The organism is Arthrobacter sp. 10T44 (assembly GCF_056393885.1).
The window spans coordinates 68103-88578 of sequence record NZ_JBFTGT010000012.1 but is presented as its reverse complement, the minus strand read 5'-3'; the positions used below and the strand labels follow the sequence as shown (position 1 = coordinate 88578).

Annotated in this window: 22 protein-coding genes; 18 read left to right on the top strand and 4 right to left on the bottom strand. The window is 69.8% G+C overall.

Features of this window, described 5'->3' with window-relative positions; all coding sequences use genetic code 11:
* Positions 1-8: 8 nt before the first annotated feature.
* The 7 genes from AC1DBL_RS16210 to AC1DBL_RS16180 are packed head-to-tail and all read left to right on the top strand — an operon-like array spanning position 9 to position 6860.
* Positions 9-773, top strand: a complete 765-nt coding sequence (locus AC1DBL_RS16210) for an ABC transporter ATP-binding protein (protein ID WP_476893609.1) — start codon at positions 9-11, stop codon at positions 771-773.
* The gene (locus tag AC1DBL_RS16205; protein ID WP_476893608.1) at positions 770-1579 is read left to right on the top strand and encodes an ABC transporter ATP-binding protein; all 810 of its coding nucleotides are present in this window, start codon (positions 770-772) and stop codon (positions 1577-1579) included. The genes AC1DBL_RS16210 and AC1DBL_RS16205 overlap by 4 nt, the downstream gene beginning before the upstream one ends.
* Complete coding sequence (locus tag AC1DBL_RS16200) at positions 1576-2451, top strand: branched-chain amino acid ABC transporter permease (RefSeq protein ID WP_476909765.1); 876 nt, start codon at positions 1576-1578, stop codon at positions 2449-2451. The genes AC1DBL_RS16205 and AC1DBL_RS16200 overlap by 4 nt, the downstream gene beginning before the upstream one ends.
* The gene (locus AC1DBL_RS16195; protein ID WP_476926470.1) at positions 2448-3695 is read left to right on the top strand and encodes a branched-chain amino acid ABC transporter permease; all 1248 of its coding nucleotides are present in this window, start codon (positions 2448-2450) and stop codon (positions 3693-3695) included. Before AC1DBL_RS16200 ends, AC1DBL_RS16195 begins: the two co-directional genes overlap by 4 nt.
* Positions 3692-5284, top strand: coding sequence for a class I adenylate-forming enzyme family protein (locus AC1DBL_RS16190; protein WP_476909763.1), 1593 nt, complete (start codon positions 3692-3694; stop codon positions 5282-5284). The genes AC1DBL_RS16195 and AC1DBL_RS16190 overlap by 4 nt, the downstream gene beginning before the upstream one ends.
* Positions 5281-5958: a TetR/AcrR family transcriptional regulator gene (locus AC1DBL_RS16185; RefSeq protein WP_441419383.1), complete on the top strand. Its 678-nt coding sequence runs from the start codon at positions 5281-5283 to the stop codon at positions 5956-5958. The genes AC1DBL_RS16190 and AC1DBL_RS16185 overlap by 4 nt, the downstream gene beginning before the upstream one ends.
* Entirely contained in the window at positions 5955-6860 is a 906-nt protein-coding gene (locus AC1DBL_RS16180) for an alpha/beta hydrolase (RefSeq protein ID WP_476926469.1), read from the top strand. The genes AC1DBL_RS16185 and AC1DBL_RS16180 overlap by 4 nt, the downstream gene beginning before the upstream one ends.
* A gap of 48 nt (positions 6861-6908) precedes the next feature.
* Here AC1DBL_RS16180 and AC1DBL_RS16175 read toward each other — a convergent pair whose 3' ends face one another.
* A complete protein-coding gene (locus AC1DBL_RS16175; RefSeq protein ID WP_476926468.1) occupies positions 6909-7190 on the bottom strand; it encodes a hypothetical protein in 282 nt (93 codons plus the stop codon).
* Positions 7191-7361: 171 nt separating this feature from the next.
* On the opposite strand from AC1DBL_RS16175, the gene AC1DBL_RS16170 reads away from it, so the two are divergent.
* Positions 7362-8495 (top strand): helix-turn-helix transcriptional regulator, encoded by a 1134-nt coding sequence (locus AC1DBL_RS16170; protein ID WP_476926467.1) that lies wholly within the window; start codon positions 7362-7364, stop codon positions 8493-8495.
* Positions 8496-8513: 18 nt separating this feature from the next.
* On the opposite strand, the gene AC1DBL_RS16165 is transcribed toward AC1DBL_RS16170, so the two are convergent.
* Both AC1DBL_RS16165 and moaA read right to left on the bottom strand, forming a co-directional pair.
* A complete protein-coding gene (locus tag AC1DBL_RS16165) occupies positions 8514-8780 on the bottom strand; it encodes a MoaD/ThiS family protein (RefSeq protein WP_441419387.1) in 267 nt (88 codons plus the stop codon).
* Between the two features lie 7 nt (positions 8781-8787).
* Complete coding sequence (gene moaA / locus AC1DBL_RS16160; protein ID WP_441419388.1) at positions 8788-9924, bottom strand: GTP 3',8-cyclase MoaA; 1137 nt, start codon at positions 9922-9924, stop codon at positions 8788-8790.
* A gap of 149 nt (positions 9925-10073) precedes the next feature.
* Here moaA and AC1DBL_RS16155 point away from each other — a divergent pair, with 149 nt between their 5' ends.
* The 7 genes from AC1DBL_RS16155 to AC1DBL_RS16125 all read left to right on the top strand — a co-directional run bounded on the left by AC1DBL_RS16155 (position 10074) and on the right by AC1DBL_RS16125 (position 15691).
* A complete protein-coding gene (locus tag AC1DBL_RS16155) occupies positions 10074-11672 on the top strand; it encodes a molybdopterin-dependent oxidoreductase (RefSeq protein ID WP_476926478.1) in 1599 nt (532 codons plus the stop codon).
* Positions 11673-11698: 26 nt separating this feature from the next.
* Positions 11699-12916, top strand: a complete 1218-nt coding sequence (locus AC1DBL_RS16150) for a molybdopterin molybdotransferase MoeA (protein ID WP_476909759.1) — start codon at positions 11699-11701, stop codon at positions 12914-12916.
* A complete protein-coding gene (gene moaC / locus AC1DBL_RS16145) occupies positions 12904-13404 on the top strand; it encodes a cyclic pyranopterin monophosphate synthase MoaC (protein ID WP_441419390.1) in 501 nt (166 codons plus the stop codon). The genes AC1DBL_RS16150 and moaC overlap by 13 nt, the downstream gene beginning before the upstream one ends.
* The gene (locus tag AC1DBL_RS16140; RefSeq protein WP_441419391.1) at positions 13401-13913 is read left to right on the top strand and encodes a MogA/MoaB family molybdenum cofactor biosynthesis protein; all 513 of its coding nucleotides are present in this window, start codon (positions 13401-13403) and stop codon (positions 13911-13913) included. The genes moaC and AC1DBL_RS16140 overlap by 4 nt, the downstream gene beginning before the upstream one ends.
* Positions 13903-14370: a molybdenum cofactor biosynthesis protein MoaE gene (locus AC1DBL_RS16135; protein ID WP_441419392.1), complete on the top strand. Its 468-nt coding sequence runs from the start codon at positions 13903-13905 to the stop codon at positions 14368-14370. Before AC1DBL_RS16140 ends, AC1DBL_RS16135 begins: the two co-directional genes overlap by 11 nt.
* 74 nt (positions 14371-14444) lie before the next feature.
* Positions 14445-15203, top strand: coding sequence for a 4-hydroxy-tetrahydrodipicolinate reductase (gene dapB / locus AC1DBL_RS16130; RefSeq protein ID WP_441419393.1), 759 nt, complete (start codon positions 14445-14447; stop codon positions 15201-15203).
* On the top strand, positions 15203-15691 hold the full coding sequence (locus tag AC1DBL_RS16125; RefSeq protein WP_441419394.1) for a hypothetical protein: 489 nt from the start codon (positions 15203-15205) through the stop codon (positions 15689-15691). Before dapB ends, AC1DBL_RS16125 begins: the two co-directional genes overlap by 1 nt.
* 63 nt (positions 15692-15754) lie before the next feature.
* On the opposite strand, the gene AC1DBL_RS16120 is transcribed toward AC1DBL_RS16125, so the two are convergent.
* On the bottom strand, positions 15755-16990 hold the full coding sequence (locus tag AC1DBL_RS16120) for a heparan-alpha-glucosaminide N-acetyltransferase domain-containing protein (protein ID WP_441419395.1): 1236 nt from the start codon (positions 16988-16990) through the stop codon (positions 15755-15757).
* Between the two features lie 127 nt (positions 16991-17117).
* On the opposite strand from AC1DBL_RS16120, the gene AC1DBL_RS16115 reads away from it, so the two are divergent.
* From AC1DBL_RS16115 to AC1DBL_RS16105, 3 genes are all read left to right on the top strand, one after another.
* Positions 17118-17570, top strand: coding sequence for a hypothetical protein (locus AC1DBL_RS16115; RefSeq protein WP_441419396.1), 453 nt, complete (start codon positions 17118-17120; stop codon positions 17568-17570).
* A 64-nt stretch (positions 17571-17634) separates the two neighbouring features.
* Entirely contained in the window at positions 17635-18543 is a 909-nt protein-coding gene (dapA, locus tag AC1DBL_RS16110; protein WP_441419397.1) for a 4-hydroxy-tetrahydrodipicolinate synthase, read from the top strand.
* A 59-nt stretch (positions 18544-18602) separates the two neighbouring features.
* Entirely contained in the window at positions 18603-20291 is a 1689-nt protein-coding gene (locus AC1DBL_RS16105; protein ID WP_441419398.1) for a ribonuclease J, read from the top strand.
* Positions 20292-20476 lie beyond the last annotated feature (185 nt).

The window sequence follows — 20476 nt, the reverse complement described above, 5'->3', positions numbered from 1 at the left end:
GGAACCGTATGACAACCCCAGCCCTGCCCGCCCTTGCGGTGGATGGCCTTGGTCTGCAGATCGGCGGTGCGCGCATCCTCCAGGATGTGGGCTTCGCCGTCGGCGCCGGCGAGATGATCGGCGTCATCGGCCCCAACGGGGCCGGCAAGACCACCTTGTTCAACCTGATCTCCGGCGTGCTGCGGCCCACCGCGGGCAGCATTACGCTGAACGGCAGGGAGATCACGGCCGCGCCTATCCACCGCCGGGCCAAGGCAGGGCTGGGACGGACCTTCCAGACCTCCAACCTGTTTCCCCGGCTGAGCGTGCTGGAGAACGTCCGGCTCGCGGCCCAGGCGAAACTGGGCGGCAGCTTCAGCGTTCTGCGCTTTCCGTCGGCGTCGGACGAGGCCACCCGGATCGCGCGGGGCACCATCGCGGAGGTCGGCCTCACCGGCAAACTCACGACGGCGGCGGGGGACCTCTCGCACGGCGAGAAGCGCAAGGTCGAAATCGCCGTACTGCTGGCGACGGATCCCGCCGTCGTCCTGCTCGACGAACCGATGGCCGGGGTGGCGTCGGGGGACGTCCCGTCCCTCACCGCGATCATCCGGGGAATGCACCGGGACCGCGGCTGCACCGTGATGATGGTCGAGCACCACATGGACGTCGTGCTGGGCCTGGTGGACAGGGTGGCCGTGATGCACCACGGCAGCCTGTTGGCCCTGGACAGCCCGGCCGCCGTTATGGCCGATCCCACCGTGCAAAGCGCCTACCTCGGAGAACCCGTATGAGCCCCGCCACCGAACGCCCCGCCGCCGAAGCCCCGCCCATCCTGCGGGTCGAGGGCCTCAATGCCAGGATCGCCGGGCAGCAGGTGGTGGAGGATGTGTCCTTCACCGTCCCCGCGACCGGAATCACCGCATTGCTGGGCCGCAACGGCGTCGGGAAAACCAGCACCATCAAGGCCATCATCGGCCTGATCGACCGCGCGGGCATTGTCGAACTGGCCGGCGAACGGATAGAGAAGGAAGCGACCTTCAAGATCATTCAGCGCGGTGTTGGTTACGTCCCGGAGGACCGTGAGGTCTTTTCCGGGCTGACGGTCGCGGAGAACCTCCGGCTCGCCGAACGCGATGCCGCCCCGCGCCGGCAACTGGTAGAGGAACTCTTCCCGGACCTGCTGGCGCGCTCCGCCCAGATGGCCGGGACGCTGTCCGGCGGCCAGCAGCAGATGGTCTCGCTGGCACGGGCCCTGCTGAACACCAACAAGATCCTGCTGGTCGACGAGCCCACCAAGGGCCTCGCGCCCAAGATCGTCGGTGAGGTGGCGGAGACCCTGGCCGAGGCAGCCAGGACCGTCCCGATCCTGCTCGTCGAGCAAAACCTCCACGTGGTCCGCCAGCTGGCCGAGGGCGCCGTCGTGCTCTCCGGCGGACGCGTGGTCCACACCGGCCGCGCCCTCGACTTCCTCGATGACGCGGTGCTGATCCAAAGGCATCTGGGTGTCTCCAGCGAGACCGCGTCTCACCGGGACCCCGCGATGGACCCCGCCATGGAACCCGCCGCGGACCCCGCCGAGAAAGGCGCTGCCCTGTGAGCACCCTCGTCCTGCTGTTGTTCACCGGCCTCGGCCTGGGTGCACTCTACTTCCTCGTTGCTGCCGGCCTGTCCCTGATCTACGGGCTAATGGGGGTGCTGAACTTCGCGCACGGCGCCTTCCTGACCCTGGGTGCCTTTACCGGCTGGGAAATGGCCCGCCGCGCCGGCTCTGACAACTGGGGAATCTTCCTGCTGTCACTCGTCGTCGGGGCCGCCGCCGGCGCTGCGTTTGCCGCGTTCACCGAGTTCGTCCTGATCCGCAGGCTCTACCAACGCCACATCGAGCAGGTGCTCGTCACGCTGGGCCTGTCCCTCGCCGCCGTCGCGCTGTTTGACGGCACGTGGGGAACCGACCCGGTGTACATCCAGGGCCCTGCGTGGTTCAAGGACACTACCGACATCCTTGGCGCGCGGGTCCCCAACGACCGTTTCGTCTGCATCATCGCCGCGCTGTTGGTGCTGCTGGCGCTGGTGTTTTTCCTCAAAAAGACCCGCTACGGCATGATCATCCGCGCAGGCGTCGAAAACCGGTCCATGGTTACCGCCCTCGGCATCGACGTCCGCAAGGCCTTCACCCTCGTCTTCACCATCGGCGGGGCGGCGGCGGGCCTCGGCGGGGTTCTCGCCTCGCACTACTTCGGCTACGTCTCACCGATGCTCGGCGGCTCGCTGCTGATCTTCGCCTTCATCGTCACGGTGATCGGCGGCCTCGGCTCACTGACCGGCGCGGCCATCGCCGCCGTCGCCGTCGCTATCCTGCAGCAGTTCGCCAACTTCTACCTCGGCGGCACCGGTGACTTCGTCGTCGTACTGGCGCTGGCCCTCGTGCTGCTGTTCCGTCCCACCGGCCTGCTTGGGAGAACCGCATGACCACCGAAACTGACCCCAACAGCACCGACGGCACCAACATCGACGGCACCAACCCAGGACAGCCGGCGGCCGACGGCGCCGACGCCCGCCGGAGCCGGAAAGCCGCCGCGCAGGGAGGACCCCGCACCCCTTCCGACGGCGCACGCCCCGTCCCCGCGGGCCGCCGCCTCGCAGCGCGGGCCGCGGGCGCAGCCGGAGTGCTGCTCCTAGTCCTGCTCCCGCTGCTGAACATCTCCCTGCCAGGCGTGCTGCCCGGCCCCAGCTACACGCCCGGGTCCCTGCAGTTGCTGGCCATGTGCATGCTGATGGCAGCCGCCGCCCTGACCTACCACCTGCTCCTCGGCGTTGCCGGGCTGCTGTCCTTCGGGCACGCGCTCTACTTCGGCGCCGGGGTCTATGGCCTGGCGATCATTCTGCAGAACCTGGACATCCCGCTGCTGCCGGCCATGGGGCTCACGCTGCTGATGGTGGTCGTACTGGCCCACGTGGTGGGCAGCATCAGCCTCCGCGTCAGCGGCATCCCCTTCGCCATGGTCACGCTCGCGTTCGCCCAGGCCGGCTCGGTGATCGTCGGCCGTAACCCCGACGGCCGGACCGGCGGCGACGAGGGTATGACGCTGCGCACCGACAACCTGCCGGACTTCCTGGTGGGCGTGGTCAACACCCGCAACCTGTACTGGCTGGCACTGGCCGTGCTGGTTGCCGTGTTCGTCATCGTCACCTGGGTGCAGTCCTCCCGGGCCGGTCACACCGCGGCCGCCGTGCGCGAAAACGAACTGCGCGTCCGGGTCCTGGGCCTGCAGCCATACCTCGTGAAGCTGCTGATCTTCGTTCTCTCCGCGATCCTGGTCTGCGTGATCGGCATGGTCTTCCTGCTGCTGCAAAGCGGGGCCGTGCCGCGAGCCATCTCCTCGGACCTCACCATCATGCTGCTGGTGATGGTGGTCCTGGGCGGCGTGGGCTCGCGCTGGGGCGCTGTGGTCGGCGGCGTGTTCTACACCATCCTCGACCAGCGGCTTACGACACTCGCCAACTCCGAGGCCGTGAAATCCCTTCCGGACATCCTGCGGGTACCGTTGTCAGAACCGTTGTTCATCCTCGGCACGCTCTTCATCCTGGTGGTGCTCTTCCTTCCCGGCGGCCTCGCCGGAACCGCCGAGCGGCTGGCGCAGCGCCGCAGGGGCACCCGTGCCGGCAGCAGCGGTATCGAGACGCCCCAAAACATCCTGGAGGACGCTGCATGAGCAACCCGACCGGTCCGAACCAGGCCGACGGCCTGCACACCCTGGGCCGCTGGACCACCGACCGCAGCCTTTCCACGCCGCACCGGGTCGCCATCGACGACCGCGGCTGCACCCTGCTCTACAGCGAGCTGGAACGCCGTGCCTCGGCTCTTGCTGCCGGGTTCCGTGCCGCCGGTTACGCGATCGGGGACCGGATCGCGAGTCTCACCGGCAACAGCTCGGACCATGTGGTGGCCTTCTTTGCCTGTGCCAAGGCCGGGCTGGTCCTGGTCCCGCTGTCCTGGCGGCTCTCGCCCCGGGAACTCGCGGCGCAGCTCGAACTCGCCGAGCCCCAGCTGCTGCTGGTGGAAGGCGAGCTCGACTCGCTCGCCGCGGCGGCGTGCGCACTGCTGCCGCACCGGCCGCGGACCGCTGCCCTGGGCCCCGGCGGCGTCGAAAGGGCCGTCCCGCTGCCCTCGCGCGTGCGGCCGGCGCCCTCGGCCGACGCCGGCGCGCCACGCCGCGACGTGCGCGACGACGACGCCCTGCTGATGATTTTCACCTCCGGCACCGAGGGGGCCAGCAAGGCCGCCGTCCTGACCCACGCCAACTGCTTCTGGAACAACCTCTCGCTCTCACGGACCCTGGACATGGGCAGCAATGACGTGGTGCTGGCCGTGCTCCCGCAGTTCCACGTGGGCGGCTGGAACATCCAGCCGCTGCTGGCGTGGTGGGTCGGCGCCACCGTGGTGCTGGAACGCGGGTTCGATCCGGGCCGCGTGCTGCAGCTCATCGCCGAGCGGGGCGTGACCATGCTGATGGGTGTCCCCACCCAGTACCTGATGCTGGCCGAACACCCGGACTTTGCCCGGGCCGAACTCGGCAGCCTGCGCCACGCCGTGGTGGGCGGGGCGCCGATGCCGGCGCCGCTGCTGCGGATCTGGCACCGCCGGGGAGTGGCCCTGAGCCAGGGCTACGGCCTGACGGAGGCCTCGCCCAATGTGCTGTGCCTGCCGAACGAGGACGCCGAACGGATGGTGGGCTACTCCGGCAAGCCGTATCCGCACGTCGCCGTCGCCGTGGCGGACCCGGTCACCGGAGAAATCCTCGACGGCGCCGCCAGCGGCGAGCTGCTGGTCGGGGGCCCGGGCGTATTTGCCGGCTACTTCCGCGATCCCGCCGCCACGGCTGCCGTCCTCGCCGGCGGCTGGCTGCGCACCGGCGACCTGGTGGAGCGCGACGCCGAGGGGTACATCAAAGTCGTGGACCGGCTCAAGGACATCTACATCTCCGGCGGCGAGAACGTGGCCCCGGCCGAGGTCGAGGCCGCCCTGCTGGGCCACCCGGCGGTGGCGCAGGCCGCCGTCGTCGGGGTGGAGGACGCACGCTGGGGCGAAAGCGGCATGGGCTTCGTCGTGGTCCGTCCCGGGATGGCCACCGACGAGCAGGAGCTGCTGGAACACTGCGCCTCCCAGCTGGCCCGCTTCAAGGTCCCGGCCCGGATCGAGCTGGTCCCAGCGCTGCCACGCACCGCACTGAACAAGGTACTCCGCGCCAAGCTGCGCCAGGACCTGGCCGGTCGCGGCTCCGCGGCAGGGGGACGGGCATGAGCGCCGCGCCGCGCACCGCCCGCGGCACCCGTACCCGGGCCAAGCTGCTCGAGGCCGCGGAGTCCGTCTTCGCCTCCGTGGGCTACCACGAAGCCTCGATCGTCAAGATCACGGAGGCGGCCGGCGTCGGCCTCGGCACGTTTTACCTGTACTTTGACGGCAAACAGGCCATCTTCGACGAAGTGGTCGAGGACCTGAACCGGCGCGTCCGGCACGCCATGACCGATGCGGCCAAGAGCGCAGGTACCCGGCTCGAGGCGGAACGGGCCGGCTTCCGGGCCTTCTTCCGCTTCACCGCGCAGCACCCCGCCCTGTACCGGATCATCCGGCAGGCCGAGTTCGTCTCGCCCGGCGCGCTGCGTCTGCACTACACCCGGGTCGTGAACGGCTACATCGAGGGCCTGAAGGCGGCCCAGCTCAGCGGCGAGGTCCGGGAGATGGACCCCACCGTCGCGGCCTGGGCCCTGATGGGCATCGGTGAGCTGATCGGCATGCGCTGGGTCCTTTGGGACGAGGAGGGTGCCGAACCCGCCACCGGCGCCCGGCCCGACGTACCCGAAGAAGTCTTCGAGGAGATGATGCAGTTCATCGAACGGGCCCTTGCGCCCTCGCCCGGTTCCGCGCCAGGAACGGCCGCGAACCCCACACCGCCCCAGGAAGGGACAGCCCCATGACCCAGACAGCCAGCAAGGACACGTACCGCACCGCCGAAGTGGAGGTCCGCGGCGGCACGCTGCACACCGCCATCTGGGGCCCGGACGAACCCGACGCCCCGACCATCCTCGCCGTCCATGGGGTCACCGCCTCGCACAAGGCCTGGCCGTACCTGGCCGAGGCGCTGCCCGACGTCCGGATCATCGCCCCGGACCTGCGCGGACGCGGCCGCAGCAATGCTCTTCCCGCCCCGTACGGGATGCCCTCGCACGCGGAGGACCTCGCCGCGGTGCTGGCGGCGCTGGCCCCGGGGCCGGTCGTCGTCGTGGGGCATTCGATGGGCGCCTTCGCCTCGCTCGTCCTGGCGAACCTGTTCCCGGAGCGCGTCCGCTCCCTGGTGCTGGTGGACGGCGGACTGCCGCTCCAGGTCCCGGAGGGGATTTCCGACGAGCAGCTCATCTCCTCGGTGCTCGGCCCGGCTGCCGAGCGCCTCAACGCCACGTTCCCTAGCCGCGAGGTGTACCGGTCCTTCTGGCGGCAGCACCCGGCGTTCAGCGCCGGCTGGGGGCCGCTCGTGGAAGCCTACGTTGACTACGACCTCACCGGCGAGGAGCCGGAACTGCGGCCCGCCACGCGCTATCAGGCGATGGCCGAGGACACCGCGGAACTGCACCGGGGCGCCTCGCTGCTCAAGGCGCTGGCCGAACTCGCCGTGGACACCGTGGTCCTCCGGGCGCCGCGCGGGCTGCTGAACGAGCCGGCCGCCCTTTACGCGCCCGGCTACCTGGACGACTGGGCCGCGAAGCTGCCGTCCCTGCGGGTCCGGGAGGTGCCGGATGTCAACCATTACACGATCGTGATGGGCGAGGACGGCGCCGCGGCCGTGGCCGAAAGCGTGCGGGAGGCCCTGGCCGGCAGTTGAGGGAGCCTGTGGACGACGCCTAGCCGCCGGCGAAGGGCGGCAGCCGCCTCAGCCGGCGGACTCGAGGATCCGGGTTGTTGGAGTCCCCTGCAGTGCCGGGGCCGCAGCGGGCGAATTCCAGACACGTTCCTGCAAGCTGGCGAGCAGGGCTTCCGCCTGGACCCGCTGCCCGAAATCGAGCTCCACCACTACATACTGCGGATCGTCCACCGGCCGGCTGATGCGGTGCGCGGTAACCCCCGCCTCCGTCCGGTTGACGGGGTCACGGTCGAACGCTGTCTTCCACAAGTCGAAATCCTTGATCTTGTGCTCAATCTGCAAGGTGTACATCTCGAGTCCTCCTAACGTCTCTTCTGTGGCTGCGGGATATTCCACGGTAGGAGCCGCGGGCCGGCCCGCGGTATCCCAGATATCTGGGAGGCCGCCAGGGCCGCGCCGGGGTCCGGAGCGCCCTTGAGCCGGTCGATTCAGAAGGCGATGCCCAAGGTACATACTGATGTCATGACCACCAGCTGGGCGCTGAGCCGGAGTCTGGAACGCATCGGCAACCTCTGCCGGGACGTGCTGGATGACCATGAGCTGCGCCGGGGATTACTGGCTGAACTCGGAAGGACTGTACCATTCAGCGCCTATGCCTGGCCCTTGTCAGACCCGGAGTCGGCCACCGGTATCTCGCCGATGGCCAGGATTCCCTGCCCGGAAGAACTGCCCGAACTGATCCGGCTTAAATACCTGACGGCGGATGCCCGATGGACCTCCTTAATGCGTCAGCGCCGGCCGGCGACGACCCTGCTGCTGGCCACGGGAGGGCAGCCGGCGCGGAGCCGGCTCTGGAATGGGCTACTGAGGCGCTACGGCGTGACGGACGTGCTGTCCGTGGTATTCGCCGATAAACAAGGGTGCTGGGGCTGGCTCGACTTGTGGCGTGGAGACGATGAAGGCGCGTTTTCAGAGCCGGAGACCGATTTCCTGGCCACGGCGGCTCCGCTGGTGGCAGCAGGCCTGCGGCGGAGCCGGGCGGCACAATGGCGGCAGGGCGTCGACGTCGGTGCCGCGGCCCGGGCGGGCGTCGCTAAGCCCTTGCCGCCCCAGGCCGTGCTCGTCCTCGACGAGCGGCTCGCCGTGCGGGGCCAGACGGCTTCGGCCGCCGACTGGCTGGGGCTGCTGCAGCGCGGGCCCCGGCCCTACGAAGGGATCCCCGCCGAGGTCCTGAATGTCGCCGCCCAACTCCTGGCGGAGGAAGCCGGAGTGGACGACCACCCGGCGATGTCCCGCGTACCGGTGGGGCGCGGCGGCTGGGCTCTTTTGCGCTCCACCCGGATGGACCCCGGGACGGGGGCAACGCCTTCGCTCGCGGTGACCATCCAGGAATGCCCGGCGGCGGACCGGCTGGAAGCGTTCGCGCGCTGCTTTGCCCTGACGCCGCAGCAGCACCGGCTGCTGGGGCTCTCCGCGGGCGGCCTCAGTACCTCCGAGCTGGCAGCCGCACTGCAGATCCGCCCCTATACCGTGCAGGACCTTTTCAAGGCACTCTTCTTGGCCTGCGGTGTACGGAGCCGGGGCGCCCTGCTGGGGCTGGCCCTTGGAGCGGCGGCCGTGTCGCCTCCGGCCGCGGCAGCAGCTGACGGACAGTGATGACCAGGTGGGGCGCGCCTAGCCGCCGGCGAAGGGCGGCAGCACGTCGACGACGTCGTCCGGGCCCAGGACGGCGGCAGTATTGCGGACAGCCACCTCGTTGAGCAGGAAGCTGGAGCGGGAGAGGATGCGTGCCAGCGGCGGCGTGCCGGCGGGCGGTTCTGGGCGTTCGACGGCGAGGACCGCCTCGACCAGGGTGGCCAGCGTGGCGCCGTCGGGCAGCTCGAACTTTTCCTCGTCCATGCCGGCGGCAGCGCGCGCGGCAGCGAAGTAGCGTACGTTCACGGGTGGTTCAGCCTCCGATGGCGCTCATGCTGCGGTCCGGCTGGACGAAGTCCGGGGCGTCCAGTCCGACGTGGTCCATGCCGTGGGCCTTGGGCTTGAGCCACATGGCATCCTGCCAGCGCTCGGCGAGCTGTGCGTCGCTGGCACCGCCGCGCAGCAGCCCCAGCAGGTCGGTCTCCTCGCGCGAGAAGAGGCAGCTCATGATCTTGCCCTCCGCGGTGATCCGGGTGCGGCGGCAGTCCGCGCAGAACGGTTCGGTGACCGAGGCGATGATCCCCACGGTGCCCAGCACCGGGCCGGTGGCCTGGTCCGTGCCCGGCACGCGGGCGCGGACTTCGAATCGCTCGGCCGGGGCACCGTCGCGCTCCCGCGGATCGGCGCTGAGCACGTAGTCGACGGAGAGCAGGTCCCGGATCTCCGCGGCCGTGATCATGTTCCGGCGGGTCCAGCCGTGGTCGGCGTCGAGCGGCATCTGTTCGATGAACCGCAGTTCGTAGCCGCGGCCCAGGGCCCAGGCGAGCAGCGCGGGGGACTCGGCGTCGTTGATGCCGCGCATCAGCACGGCGTTGAGCTTCACGGGCCCCAGTCCGGCGGCCCAGGCGGCGTCGACACCGGCGAGGACTCGGCCCAGGAAAGGACGCCGGGTCAGCTGGGTGAAGGTTTCCTCGTGCAGCGAGTCCAGGGAGACGTTGATCCGGGTCAGCCCGGCTGCCTTCAGCCCGGCGGCCTTCTTGTCCAGCCCGACGGCGTTCGTGGTCATCGAGATCGGCAGGTCCGGGTGCGCCTGGCGAAGGGCCGAAATGATGTCCAGCAAGTCCGCCCTGACCAGCGGTTCGCCTCCGGTGAGCCGGAGTTCGCGGACCCCCAGCTGTTCGACGCCGATCCGCACAATCCGCACGATTTCCTCCGCCGTCATGACAGCCTGCTTGGACAGCCATTCGAGGCCTTCGGCCGGCATGCAGTAGCTGCAGCGGAGGTTGCATTTGTCCGTCAGCGAGAGCCGCATGTCGGTGGCGCGGCGGCCGTACCGGTCCACCAGCCCGGGAGCCATTCCGGCCGGGCGCCCGGCCGGCTGCGGCGCCGGTACGTTCGGGCCGGGGCCGCTTTCCGCACGGGGCTGGGGCATGCCAAGCTGAACACTCATAAAGTCAGGCTACGCCACTGCGGGCCAGGCATCACGCCCCGGAGCCAACGAACTGACGCCTGCGAACTTATGCTGGAAGCGTGAACACGTCCCAGGCCGTTCCATCTTCGGCCCCCAGCGGAACGCCGCAGCCCGCCCCGTGGCGCACCCTGTGGTGGGCCGCCGCTGCCGGGGTGGCCGCCGTCGGGGCCGGCGTCGTCCTGGGCGAACTCGCGGCCGGGCTGCTCAGCCCCTCGGTTTCGCCGGTCACGGCGGTCGGCGGCGCGGTGATCGACGCCGTCCCGCCGGGCGTCAAGGACTGGGCCATCTCGCTCTTCGGCACGGCCGACAAGCTGGCCCTGCTCGGCGGGATGGCGCTGGTGATCGCGGCGCTGGCCGCACTGGCCGGGGTGCTGGAATGGCGCCGCCGCTTCGCCGGGCTGGCCGTGATCGCCGTCTTCGGCCTGGTGGGCGTCGCGGCCGTGCTGACCCGGGCCGAGGGGAGCGCCAATGCCGTTCCCGTCCCGCTGCTGGCCGCCGCGCTGGGCATGGTGCTGCTGCGCTGGCTGATCCGCCGGCTCAAAGACTGGTTCGACGCCGGCCCCGCAGCGGAAGGCCCCGCAGCGGAAGGCCCCGCTGAGGCAGGCGCCGCAGATGGCGAACCGGCCGAGGTCACCAGGCGCGAACCGGCCGGCCGCCCTGCCCGCCGCCGCTTCCTGCAGTCCCTTGCGGTTACGGCGGCGATCGCGGGCGTGGGCGGGGTGCTTGCTTCTACATTGCGCGGCGCGGCGGCGGCCGTCGTGGAGCTGCGCGGCAGGCTGGTCCTGCCCCGCCCGGCGTCCCGTGCGCAGCCGATACCCGCCGGAGCCGAGCTGTCCCTGGCGGGACTGGACCCCCTGGTCACCCCGAACAAGGACTTCTACCGGATCGACACCGCCCTGCGTGTCCCGCTCGTGGATCCGCACGAATGGAAGCTCAAAGTCACCGGCCTGGTGGACCACGAGATCGAGCTGGACTTCGACACCCTGCTGGCCAAGCCCCTGACCGAGCGGTACATCACCATCGCCTGCGTCTCCAACGAGGTGGGCGGTGACCTGATCGGCAACGCGCGCTGGCTCGGCTGGCCGGTCCGGGAACTGCTGGCGCAGGCCGGGCCGAAACCGGGAGCGGACATGGTGCTCTCCCGCAGCGCGGACGGCTGGACCGCCGGCACGCCGCTGGAGGTGCTCACGGACACCCGGGACGCACTGCTGGCGGTGGGCATGAACGGGGAGCCGCTGCCGCTCGAGCACGGCTTCCCGGTCCGGCTCGTCGTGCCGGGGCTCTACGGCTACGTCTCGGCGACCAAGTGGGTCACCGAACTGAAGATCACCCGGTTCGCGGACGACGTCGCCTACTGGACCCCGCGGGGCTGGAGCGAGCGCGGACCGATCAAGACATCGTCGCGGATCGACGTGCCGCGGGCCGGCCGGAGCGTGAACGCGGGGACGGTGGACTTCGGCGGCGTGGCCTGGGCCCAGCACCGCGGCATCGGCAAGGTGGAAGTGCGGGTGAACCGTGGTGAGTGGAAGCAGGCCGAACTGGCACCCGCGATCTCCACAGACACCTGGCGCCAGTGGAAGCTCTCCCTGCCGCTGGGCCCGGGACAGTACGAGGTGCAGGTCCGCGCCACCGACCTCGACGGCGTCCCGCAGGCGGAGGAGCGCGCCCCGGTGGCGCCCAGCGGGGCCACCGGCTACCACACCGTTACAGTGGACGTGAAGTCCTAGCCAGCCGAGCCAAAGGTCAACAACGTATGCGCCGCACCGCCAACAGGCCCGTAACCGTGGAAGCCCACCGGGACAAGGTCCGGGCGCTGCTGGCGCCGCTCTCCGCCCGCGTCGACACCGTGCCGCTCCGGGAGGCGCTGGGCCGCGGACTGGCCCTCGGGATCACTGCCCCGCTGGACCTCCCGCCGTTCGCCAACTCGCAGATGGACGGCTTTGCCATCCGCAGCGCCGACGTGCCCGACGGCGGCGCCGAACTGCGCGTCGCGGATCCCGTCCCGGCCGGCGCACAGCCCGCCGGACTGGCCCCCGGCACAGCCGCGCCCATCATGACCGGAGCCATGATCCCGGCCGGGGCAGACGCCGTCGTGCCCATTGAGCAGGCCGTTCCGGATTCCTTCCCCGCCCCCGGGGAAGCCGCCACCGTCCGCCTGCCCGCGACCCCGGCGGGCACCTTCGTCCGCGACGCCGGCAGCGACATTGCCGCCGGGCAGCCAGCCCTGGCCGCCGGAACCTTCCTGGGCCCCGGCCAGCTGGGACTGCTGGCCGCGTTGGGCCTGAGCCAGGTGCCGGTGCACGCCGTTCCGAGGGTCTTGCTGGTGACGACCGGCGATGAGGTGGTGGAACCGGGCAACCCGCTGCAGCCCGGCAAGATCTACGACGCGAACGGCACCTTGCTCGAGTCCGCCCTCCGCCAGGCCGGCCTCCACGTCACCCGCACCGGCATCTCCGCCGACAACCCCGAGGAGCTGGCATCCCTGCTGCGCCGGCACGCGGCCGAGGTGGATCTGATCATTACCACCGGGGGAGTCAGCAAGGGCGCGTACGAGGTGGTCCGGCAGGCACTGGCGGGCCACGACGTCGAGTTCGGCGGCGTGGCAATGCAGCCGGGCGGCCCGCAGGGCATCGGCACCTTCGAGGGCGTGCCGGTCCTCGGCTTCCCGGGGAACCCGGTGAGCTGCCTCGTCTCCTTCGAAATGTTCCTGCGGCCCGTGCTGGCCGAACTGTTCGGCTCGCCGGCGCCGCGGACCGTGGTCCGGGCCCGGCTGGCCGAAGCACTGACTTCCCCCGAGTCCAAGCACCAGGTCCGGCGTGGCACCCTCGGCGCGGACGGCACCGTCCGCTTGGAAGGCGGCGCGGGATCCCATCTGGTGCACGCCCTGGCACACTCCAATGCCCTCGTTCAGCTTCCGGTGGGAACCGCGGCGCTCGCCGAGGGCGACGAGGTGGAAGTATGGATGCTGTGAACGAAGCAGATACCCCAGACAAGCCCGTGCTGACCCATCTCCGGCAGGACGGCACCGCGCAGATGGTCGACGTGTCCAACAAGGCCGAGACCACGCGGGAGGCCACCGCCACCGCCACCGTCAACAGCACCGCGGAGGTCCTGGCCCTGCTCGGTGCAGGTGAATTGCCCAAGGGGGATGCGCTGGCCGTCGCGCGGGTCGCCGGAATCCTGGCTGCCAAGAAGACCCCGGACCTGATTCCGCTCTGCCACCCGCTGCCGATCACCAAGGTGACTGTCGATTTTGAGCTCGCAGCCGAGTCCGTCACCGTGTTCGCCACGGTCAAGACCCGCGGTGTGACCGGGGTGGAGATGGAAGCCCTCACCGCTGTCTCCGTGGCGGCCCTGAGCGTGTACGACATGATCAAGGCCGTGGACAAGCATGCAGTCCTGACGGACATCAAGGTGCTGGCCAAAAGCGGCGGCAAGAGCGGGGACTGGACACTGTGAGCAGCACCGAACCGCACCGCCACGGCGAAGCCACCGGCCGGAAGGCCGGCATCGTGATCGCCTCCACCCGCGCCGCGGCCGGGGTCTATGAAGATCTCACCGGCCCCGTCATCGTCGACTGGCTGACCGAACACGGCTTCGAGACGTTTCCCGCGCTGGTAGTTCCCGACGGCGAGCCCGTCGGTGCAGCCCTGCGGGCGCTGCTGACCCAGCACCCCGCCGTCATCATCACCAGCGGGGGCACCGGCCTCAGCCCCACCGACGCCACCCCGGAACAGACGCTGCCGCTGCTGGACCGGGAGATCCCCGGCATCATGGAAGGCCTGCGGAGCGCGGGCACGGCCAAGACGCCGACCGCCATGCTGAGCCGCGGCCACGCCGGCGCCGCCGGCAGCACCTTCATCGTCAACCTCCCCGGATCCCCGAAGGGCGTCATGGACGGCCTGGGCGTGCTGGACCCGATCATCGGACACCTCTGCGACCAGCTGGAAGGCAGCCATGGACACTGAATCCGCCTTTGAAATCGTGCACGCCGTCCTCAGCGCCGAGCCCATCTCGGTGGACCAGGCCATCGCGGCGGTCGAATCGGACACGGCCGGAGCCGTGGTGAGCTTCAGCGGCGTCGTCCGCAACCACGACGGCGGCAAGCCCGTGCAGCGGCTCAGCTACAGCGCCCATCCCACGGCACACCAGGTGCTGGCCGACGTCGTCGCGCAACTCGTCGCCGAGCAGTCGGCGGCCGGGGCGGGCCAGCCGGGCCAGCCGGTCCGGATCTGGGCCGCGCACCGGACCGGCCCGCTGGAGATCGGCGATCCCGCCCTGGTCTGCGCCGTCTCCGCGGCGCACCGCGGACAAGCCTTCGCGGTCTGCGCCGAACTGGTGGACCGGATCAAGGAGCAGGTTCCGATCTGGAAGGAACAATTCTTCGCCGACGGCACTGTCGAGTGGGTCGGCGCGGGCGGGTAGGAGCCGCGGGCGGGGCGGGTAATGCACGGGTCCCGGTTCCAGCCGGGAAGCGCCACGGCGGTAGGGTTGATGCCATGACCGAACAACTCGCCGTCGCCGTCCTGGGCGCCAACGGGCGCATGGGCGCCGAGGCCGTCAAAGCCGTGGAAACCGCCGAAGACTTGAAGCTCGTCGCCGCCCTGGGCCGCGGTGACTCCCTCGACGCCCTGGTGGACTCCGGCGCCCGCATCGTGATCGACCTGACCGTGCCCGAGAGCACCGAAGCGAACGTCCGCTTCGCCGTCGAACACGGTATGCACGCCGTGGTCGGCACCACCGGCTGGGACGCGGAACGGCTGGCACGGCTGGAAGCGAACCTCGCGGGCCAGCCCGGCGTTGGCGTCCTCATCGCCCCGAACTTCGCCCTCGGCTCGGTCCTGGCGTCCGCGTTCGCCGCGAAGGCATCCCGCTATTTCGAATCGGTTGAAATCATTGAACTGCACCACCCGGAGAAGGTGGACGCCCCCTCCGGCACCGCCGTCCGCACCGCCCAGCTGATCGCCGCCGAGCGCGCCGGCGCCGGCGTCGCGTCCAGCCCGGATGCCACCACCAGCGAACGCCCTGGCGCGCGCGGCTGCGAGGTCGACGGCGTCCGCGTCCACAGCGTCCGGCTGCGCGGCCTCGTGGCGCACCAGGAGGTCCTGCTGGGCGGGCCGGGGGAGCAGTTGACCTTCCGCCACGACTCCTTCGACCGTGCCTCCTTCATGCCCGGCGTCCTGCTGGGGGTGCGCAACGTCGCGGCGCACCCGGGGCTCACCGTAGGCCTGGACGGCTACCTGGATCTGGGCCTCTGATGGCCACCCTCCTGGCGTCCTTCAAAGCCAACCGCACCAAGATCTGGGTGGGCGCGGTGACGCTCCTGCTGGTGTTCTACCTGGTGGTGTCCCTGCAGCGCTCGGTGCTGCTGCTTTCCGATTCGAACATGGTGGCGAAGGCCCTCGGTCTGGCCTATCTGCTGCTGCCGATCGTCGGGGCCTGGGCGCTGGTACGGGAGCTCTTGTTCGGGGCCCGGACCGAGCGGCTGGCCAAGATTCTGGAAGCCGAAGGCGGCCTGCCGGAGGACACCCTGCCGCGCACGCCTGCCGGCCGGATCATCCGCGAGGCGGCGGATCTGGAGTTCGAGAAATACCGGGCGGAAGCCGAGGCCGCCCCGGGGGACTGGCGCTCCTGGTTCCGGCTCAGCTGCGCCTACGACGCCGCGGGGGACCGCAAGCGCGCCCGCGCCTCGATGCGCGACGCCGTCCGCCTCTTCCGCGCCGGGTCACCGGACACCGGCGCCTAGCCGGGCGGACCTTGGCGGGTCGCTATCGGCCGGCGGACGACGGCGGCTAGCCGTTTCCCGGGCCTAGCGTGACCGTGCCCAGCGGCCGCGGCCCAGCTGGTTCGCGGCGTGGCCCACCCATTCCAGCGGTCCGCGCCAGGCTTGTGCCGCGAAAACGCCGCCAATGACCAGCGCGGCGACCGCCTGGGCCAAGTAAACGCCTTCCGTGCTCCACCCGGCGGGTAGTGGGTGTCCGTGCAGGGACGCCATCAGGCACACATGCGCCGTATACAGACTCAGGGTCAGGGCGCCGGCGCCGCGGAGCGGGAGCAGCGGGTCCAACTGCACCCAGTCGGCGAGCCGTGCCAGCAGCAGGCAGAAACCCACCACCGCGGCGGCGACCCCAGAGGTGTGCAGCAGGTCCAGCGTGGTGCCAGAATGCGGGGCGCTCGACGCCAGCCACCAGACGGAACCAGACTGGTCGATGCCCGCGAGGTTCACCTGCAGCAGGCTCGCCAGCGGATAGGCCGGATCGCCCACCTTCTCCTGCAGCGCCGCCCGGCCGCCCCAGTCCTCCATCAGCACCACGCTCAGCCACTTTGCGAGAACCGCGGCGATGGTTCCGGCGGCCAGCAGCAGCCAGGGAACGGCCGCCTTGGCCAGCGCCAGCCGACCGATCGCCAGGCCGATCAGCAGGTAGGCGAGCCATTGCAGCACAGGGTAGTACCCGGTCAGGAACACGTCGCCGAGCAGCCGCGCCGGAGTGGCCAGATCCTCCCAGCCGGGGTTGTGGCCGAGCCGGAGGGGCGGTTCGGCGGACAACAGCCAGGGCCGCAGGAGATAGGCCAGGACCGGGGTTGCCAGCAACCAGGCCGCCGCCAGGGTCCAGAGGCGTTTCGCGCGGAGGCCGACGAACGGCAGCACACAGAGAAACAGCAGGGCGTAGTTGACCAGGATGACCGCGATGTTGACCTCCAGGCCGCCGAGGGAAAGCCCGACGGCGCCCACGACGAGTGCCCGGAGCGCTATGCCGCGGCGGGCCGCCCATAACTCCGCGCCCTCCAGCGGGCGCTCCTTTCCGGTGGACAGCGCCAGGCCGATCCCCGCGAGCACGGCAAAGAGTGCGGCCGCGCGGCCGGAGAACGTGAGGCCGACCAAGGTCGGGGTGAGCTGCGGATCGGTTTCGAAGGTGGGGAGCACGTGGGTCGCCATCATGCCCAGCAGCGCCAGCCCCCGGGCTGCGTCGACGCCGGTAAGCCGGGGCGCCGCCGCCTTGGCACTGGCGGTCCTTGAAGTCGTAGCCATACCGCGCGAGGTCATCTTCTGATCGTCTCATGTACCGCCGGCCCCGGCCCGTCGCCGGGGCTGCGCCGGCAGGGGTGGCTGTTCGGGTACAGCGGCAAAGCAGTCCTTGTATTCGAATATATGTTCGAATAACATGGCCAGCATGAACAATGCATCAGAGCCGGGCCCCGAAGTCCGCCAGACGGCCGCATTCCACCAGACAGCCGGTTTCCACCAAACGGCCGGTTTCCATCAGACTGCCGCTCCTCTCAAGGCAGCTGGCGCCGTAGATACCACCGGCGTCCTCAAGGCCATGAGCCCGGGTGTGGTGGATTTCCTCTTCCGGCGCCTGGTCGCGGGGGAGGCCGCCGAAGACGTCCAGTGGCACCGTGAAGGGACGGCCCTGTCCGCCCAGGCGCCCGGCGCCGAACTGGCCCGCCGGCTCGCCGAGACCGACCTCGAGGCGCTCACCCCTACGGAGCTGTTCCACTATGTCCGTGCCGCGCAGCGGCTCTCGGCCTGGGCTGAGGCGTTGCGCGAGGAGGCTGTGAGCCGCTACTGCGCCGTTCCCCCGGGGCGTCCCGGAACCCCGGCAGACGCGGCGCGGGAGGGCTGAATTTGACGCGCATCACTCCGTCGCCATTGTCCTAACAAGCCACGGACAAGGTAACGTTTTTCCTATGGCTGACTCTGACATTCGCTCTTACACGTTTGGAACCCTTGTGACCGCCATGGTCACTCCGTTCACCAACGACGGTGAGGTCGACTATCAGCAGTCCGCAGAGCTGGCCAACAAGCTCGTCGACGACGGCAACGACGCCCTCGTAATCTCCGGCACCACGGGTGAAACCTCGACGCTGGAAGATGACGAAAAGGAAAAGCTGTTCCGCGTCATCGTCGAGGCCGTGGGGGACCGGGCCAAGGTCATCGCCGGCACCGGCACCAACCACACCTCGCACTCGATCGAGATGGCCAAGCGGGCCGCCAAGGCCGGCGCGCACGGCCAGCTGATCGTCACCCCCTACTACAACAAGCCGAGCCAGGCCGGGATCCAGGCCCACATCGAGGCCGTCGCCGACGCCGCGGACCTGCCCGTCATGGTCTACGACATCCCGGGCCGTGCCGGTGTGCCGATCCTGCCCGAGACCATGATCCGGCTCGCGGACCACCCCCGCGTCATCGCCCTCAAGGACGCCAAGGCCGACTTCGCCGCGGTCACGCGCGTGATGGCGAACACCGAACTGGATGTCTACTCCGGAGACGACGGGCTGACCCTGCCGTGGATGGCGGCCGGCGCCGTCGGGCTGGTCAGCGTCTCGGCGCACGTGGCCACCAAGCAGTTCCGTGCGATGATCGATGCCGCACTTGCAGGCGATTTTGCCACCGCCCGCACCATACATTTCGAACTGGACCCAGTGGTCCGTGCAGTGATGACCCATATCCAGGGTGCTGTTGCTGCGAAGCAAGTTCTTAAGTGGCAGGGAGTCCTGCCCAACTCGGTTGTCCGTTTGCCCCTCGTGGAGCCGGGCGAAGCCGAGATCGAAACGATCCGCGAGGACTTGGCGGAAGCAGGACTCGTCTTCTCCTGATCCGGCCCTGCCTGATCGAACAGAAGATCCCTCCTGCTCCGCCTGGAAAGTAGTGCACTATGACCCAAACCGCCCTTCCCGGCCTCGTCACGCCGCCGAAACTGCCCAAGAACACCCTGCGGATCGTTCCGCTTGGCGGCCTCGGGGAGATTGGCCGCAACATGACTGTCTTCGAAATCGACGGCAAGCTGCTCATCGTTGACTGCGGCGTCCTCTTCCCGGAAGAGACCCAGCCCGGCGTTGACCTGATCCTGCCCGATTTCTCCTACATCGAGAACCGCATGGACGACATCGTCGCCGTCATCCTCACGCACGGCCACGAGGACCACATTGGTGCCGTCCCGTACCTGCTGCGCCTGCGCAACGACATCCCCATCGTCGGCTCGCAGTTGACGCTGGCCCTGATCGAGGCGAAGCTCCTGGAACACCGGATCAAGCCGAACACCCAGATCGTGAGTGAGGGCCAGATCCAGAAGCTCGGCCCCTTCGAGTGCGAATTCGTAGCCGTCAACCACTCGATCCCGGACGCCCTCGCCGTCTTCCTGCGCACCTCCGGCGGCACCGTGCTGCACACCGGCGACTTCAAGATGGACCAGCTTCCCCTCGACGGCCGGATCACCGACCTGCGCCACTTCGCCAAGCTCGGCGAAGAAGGCGTGGATCTGTTCATGTCCGACTCCACGAACGCCGACGTCCCCGGCTTCACCACCGCGGAAAAGGAAATCGGCCCCACGCTGGACCGGCTCTTCGGCCAGGCGTCCAAGCGCATCATCGTGGCGTCGTTCTCCTCGCACGTGCACCGCGTCCAGCAGGTCCTCGACGCCGCCGCGAACCACAACCGCAAGGTGGCCTTCGTCGGCCGCTCCATGGTCCGCAACATGGCCATCGCCGCCAAGCTCGGCTACCTCGAGGTGCCGGCGGGCATCCTCGTCGACATCAAGAACATCGACAACCTGCCGGATAACCGCGTGGTCCTGATGTCCACCGGCTCCCAGGGCGAGCCGATGGCGGCGCTGTCCCGCATGGCGAACGGCGACCACCGCGTCATCGTCGGCCAAGGCGACACCGTGATCCTCGCGTCCAGCCTCATCCCGGGCAACGAAAACGCCGTCTTCCGCATCATCAACGGCTTGCTCAAGCTCGGCGCGGATGTCATCCACAAGGGCAACGCCAAGGTCCACGTCTCCGGCCACGCGGCCGCGGGCGAGCTTCTTTACTGCTACAACATCCTTGAGCCGCTCAACGCGATGCCGGTGCACGGCGAGACGCGCCACCTGATCGCCAACGGAAAGATCGCCCTCGAGTCGGGCGTCCCGGAGGAGAGCATCCTGCTGGCGGACAACGGCACCGTCATCGACCTCCGCGACCACCAGGCCGACGTCGTCGGCCAGGTCGAGGTCGGCTTTGTCTACGTTGACGGCTCCAGCGTCGGCGAAGTCACCGAAGCGGACCTCAAGGACCGCCAGACCCTGGGCGACGAGGGCTTCATCTCGATCATCACGGTCATCCACCGTGCCACCGGCAAGGTGGTCTCCGGGCCGGAGATCCACGCCCGCGGCGTGGCCGAGGACGATTCCGTTTTCGATGAGATCATCCCTAAGATCAACGCCGCACTCGAGGAAGCCGTGCAGAACCGGGATCACACCTCGCAGCAGCTCCAGCAGGTTGTCCGCCGCGTCGTCGGTACCTGGGTCAACCGCAAGCTGCGCCGCAAGCCCATGATCATCCCGGTGGTCCTGGAGGCGTAGGCCCGCGCACGGCCCGGCAAAAGCACAGCCAGGCAACGAGCACAGCCCACGAGCTGCACCGAAACGGCCCTCCCCGCCGGCACCGCCTTCCCGGCGGCGCCGCCGGGGAGGGCCGTTTCCGTTGCCAGGAAGCCCCTTGGGCGCGGTGGCGGCGGGGAAACCAGCCGCCCGGGCGGTTCAACATG